The organism is Acidiphilium sp. PM, assembly GCF_000219295.1.
In the GTDB taxonomy this organism is placed as follows: Bacteria; Pseudomonadota; Alphaproteobacteria; order Acetobacterales; family Acetobacteraceae; genus Acidiphilium; species Acidiphilium multivorum.
In genome coordinates this window covers 1-3,334 of the sequence record NZ_AFPR01000154.1, presented here as the reverse complement: position 1 = coordinate 3,334, position 3,334 = coordinate 1, and the positions used below count along the sequence as shown (strand labels likewise).

Here is a 3,334-nt window from a genome sequence, read left to right as displayed (position 1 = left end):
GGCGGGCGCGGCGCGGCCGGTGCTGCTGGCGGTGACGGTGCTGACCAGCCTTTCGGCCGGCGCGCTGGCGGAGACCGGGGTGGCTGGCGGACCGCGCCAGCAGGTGCTGCGGCTGGCGAAGCTGGCGCTCGCCGCCGGGGCGGACGGGCTGGTGTGCAGCGCCAACGAGATTTCGGTGCTGCGCGACGCGTTCGGCGCCGATCCGGTGCTGGTGGTGCCGGGAATCCGGCCCGCGGGCGCCGATCATGGCGATCAGGCGCGGGTGGCGACGCCGGAGGCGGCGATCGCGGCGGGGGCGAGCTATATCGTGGTCGGCCGGCCGATCACCACGGCGGCGGACCCGGCGGCGGCGGCGGCTTCCATCGCGGCGTCGATCGGCTGATGGCGCGGGCGAAGATCTGCGGGCTGCGGACGCGGGAGACCTGGCTGGCGGCGACGGACGCCGGGGCGGACTGGGTCGGGTTCGTGTTCTTTCCGCGCTCGCCGCGCTTTCTCACCACCGAGGCGCTGAAGGCGATCGGCGCGGATGCGCGGGTGCCGAGGGTGGGGCTATTCGTCGACCCCGAACCGGCGGCGATCGAGGCGGTGCTGAAGGTGCAGGACCTCGAATTTCTGCAGATCTATGCCGGCGCGGAAGCCTGCCGGGCGATGCGGGCGCGGTTCGGCGCGAAAGTGTGGCGGGCAGTGGGGGTTGCTTCCGCCGCCGATCTGCCGCGCGACGATGAGGGGCTGGACGGGTTCCTGATCGAATCGAAGCCGCCGCGGGGCGCGGACCGGCCGGGCGGCAATGCCACCGCGTTCGACTGGGCGGTGATGCAGGGCTGGCAGGCCCCCGCCCCGTGGCTGCTGGCGGGCGGGCTGACGCCGGCGAACGTGGCCGCGGCGGTGCGCGCGAGCGGGGCGACGGCGGTGGATGTGTCTTCCGGGGTGGAAAGCGCGCCGGGGGAGAAATCGGTTCCGCTGATCCGGGACTTCGTCGCGGCGGCGCACGCGGCCTGAGGCCGGGCCGGCGGTTGCCCGGCGCGGGCTATTTCTGGGTGCGGGCGCAGAAATAGGTGGCGCGGCCGGACTGGACGGTGCGGCTGATGCCGGCGCAGGCGGCCGGGCCGGGGCAGCGTTCGCAGGACTGGCCGGCGCGGTCGTAGACTTTCCAGGCGTGCTGGAAATAGCCGAGTTCGCCGGAGGGCTGGACATAGTCGCGCAGCGAGGAGCCGCCGGCGGCGATGGCGTCCGTGAGCGTGGCCTTGATCGCCGGCACCAGGCGCCCTGCCCTGCCCCGCCCGATCGTGCCGGCGAGGCGGTGCGGGAGGATGCCGGCGCGGAACAGGGCCTCGCTGACATAGATGTTGCCGAGGCCGGCGACGACCGACTGGTCGAGCAGCGCCGCCTTGATCGGGGTTTTCTTGCCTTCGAGGGCGGACGCAAGAGTGGCGGGCGAAAAGGCATCGTCGAGCGGTTCGGGGCCGAGGCCGGCGATCAGGCGGTGGGAGTCCTCCGCCGCGGTCGCGACGAGATCGAGCGCGCCGAAGCGGCGGGGATCGACGAAGCCGATCACGGCGCCGTCGTCGGTTTCGAGGGTCAGGTGCTGGTGCGGCAGCGGGGCGGAATCGATCGTCATCCGGCCGGACATGCCGAGATGGATCAGCACCGACAGCGCGCGGTCGAGCCGCATGAACATGTATTTGCCGCGGCGGCGGAAACCCTCGACGCGGGCGCCGGAGAGGAACTGCACGAAGCCCTCGGGGATCGGCCAGCGCAGGTCGGGCCGGGCGAGGACGACCCGGGCGAGGCGGCGGCCTTCGAGCTTGGCGGCGAGGCCGCGCATCACGGTTTCGACTTCGGGGAGTTCCGGCATGGTGCGTTTGCGGCTATAGCCTGAGCCCATGGCCGATACCAGCAGCGAGACCGTCGATTTCGGGTTTTCCACCGTGCCGCGCGACGAGAAGCGGCACAAGGTGCGGGAGGTGTTCGACAGCGTCGCCGGGCGCTACGACATCATGAACGACCTGATGTCGCTCGGCGTGCACCGGCTGTGGAAGCGGGAATTCGTCGCGATGATGGACCCGCGGCCGCACCGCACGCTGCTCGACCTCGCGGGCGGGACCGGGGATATTTCGCTGCGCTGGCTCGCCGCCGGCGGCGGGCCGGTGCTGATGACCGACATCAACGAGGCGATGCTGCGCGTCGGCCGCGGACGGGCGGAGGAGCAGGCGCGGATCGAGGGGATCGGCTTCGCGGTGGCGGATGCCGAGGCGCTGCCGCTGCGGGATTCGTGCGTCGATCGGGTGTCGATCGCGTTCGGGCTGCGCAACTGCACCGACAAGGACCGGGTGCTGGCCGAGGCGCGGCGGGTGCTGAAGCCGGGCGGGCGGTTCTTCTGCCTGGAGTTCTCGCGCTTGCAGGTGGCGGCGGCGCAGCCGCTTTACGAAAAGTGGTCGTTCGTGGCGCTGCCGGCGATCGGCGCGCGGGTCGCGCAGGACCGCGAGAGCTATCAGTATCTCGCCGAGAGCATCCGCATGTTCCCCGACCAGGAGACGCTGGCGGGGATGATGCGGCGGGCGGGATTCGAGCGGGTTTCATACCGGAACCTGAGCGGCGGGATCGCGGCGATCCATTCGGGATGGCGGCTGTGAGCGCACGCCTCGCCGGGCGGCGGGTGCTGCTCGTCATTGGCGGGGGGATCGCGGCCTACAAGGCGCTGGAGCTGATCCGGCTGATCCGCAAGGAGGGCGGCGCGGTGCGCGCGGTGATCACCGCCGGGGGAGAGAAATTCGTCACCCCGCTTTCGGTGCAGGCGCTGTGCGAGGACCGGGTGCATACCGACCTGTTCTCGCTGACCGGCGAGAGCGAGATGGGGCATATCCAGCTCTCGCGCAGCGCGGATCTCGTGGTGGTGGCGCCGGCCTCGGCGGATCTGCTGGCGAAGATGGCGGCGGGGATGGCGGACGATCTGGCGACCACGCTGCTGCTCGCGACCGACAAGGAGGTGCTGGTCGCACCGGCGATGAACGTGCGGATGTGGACGCATCCGGCGACGGTGGCGAATCTGGAGACGCTGCTTCGGCGCGGGGTTTCGGTGGTCGGGCCCGAGGAGGGGCCGATGGCCTGCGGCGAGTTCGGACCGGGGCGGCTGGCGGAGCCGGCGGCGATCCTTGAGGCGATCGTCGCGCGGCTCGATGGCGAGCGGATTCTGGCCGGGCGGCATGTGGTGGTGACCAGCGGGCCGACGCATGAGCCGATCGACCCGGTGCGCTACATCGCCAATCGCAGTTCGGGCAGGCAGGGCCACGCGATCGCCGCGGCGCTGGCGCGGCGCGGGGCGCGGGTGACGCTG

5 protein-coding genes are annotated in these 3,334 nt (G+C 72.1%); 4 read left to right on the top strand and 1 reads right to left on the bottom strand.

The window, feature by feature from the left end; translation table 11 throughout:
• On the top strand, positions 1-382 hold a 382-nt coding region (locus APM_RS07510), incomplete at its 5' end, for an orotidine 5'-phosphate decarboxylase / HUMPS family protein (protein ID WP_007422758.1).
• Positions 382-999, top strand: a complete 618-nt coding sequence (locus APM_RS07505) for a phosphoribosylanthranilate isomerase (protein ID WP_007422757.1) — start codon at positions 382-384, stop codon at positions 997-999. The genes APM_RS07510 and APM_RS07505, both read left to right, overlap by 1 nt.
• A gap of 28 nt (positions 1,000-1,027) precedes the next feature.
• On the opposite strand, the gene mutM is transcribed toward APM_RS07505, so the two are convergent.
• The gene (gene mutM / locus APM_RS07500) at positions 1,028-1,855 is read right to left on the bottom strand and encodes a bifunctional DNA-formamidopyrimidine glycosylase/DNA-(apurinic or apyrimidinic site) lyase (protein WP_007422756.1); all 828 of its coding nucleotides are present in this window, start codon (positions 1,853-1,855) and stop codon (positions 1,028-1,030) included.
• A gap of 28 nt (positions 1,856-1,883) precedes the next feature.
• On the opposite strand from mutM, the gene APM_RS07495 reads away from it, so the two are divergent.
• Both APM_RS07495 and coaBC read left to right on the top strand, forming a co-directional pair.
• Positions 1,884-2,633, top strand: coding sequence for a class I SAM-dependent methyltransferase (locus APM_RS07495; protein WP_007422755.1), 750 nt, complete (start codon positions 1,884-1,886; stop codon positions 2,631-2,633).
• On the top strand, positions 2,621-3,334 hold a 714-nt coding region (gene coaBC, locus APM_RS07490), incomplete at its 3' end, for a bifunctional phosphopantothenoylcysteine decarboxylase/phosphopantothenate--cysteine ligase CoaBC (RefSeq protein ID WP_007422754.1). The genes APM_RS07495 and coaBC, both read left to right, overlap by 13 nt.

What these genes read in the sequence shown, in the direction of transcription:
- mutM (WP_007422756.1), bottom strand. Translation starts at nt 1,855, where the DNA reads ATGCCGGAACTCCCCGAAGTCGAAACCGTGATGCGCGGCCTCGCCGCC.
- APM_RS07505 (WP_007422757.1), top strand. Translation starts at nt 382, where the DNA reads ATGGCGCGGGCGAAGATCTGCGGGCTGCGGACGCGGGAGACCTGGCTG.
- APM_RS07495 (WP_007422755.1), top strand. Translation starts at nt 1,884, where the DNA reads ATGGCCGATACCAGCAGCGAGACCGTCGATTTCGGGTTTTCCACCGTG.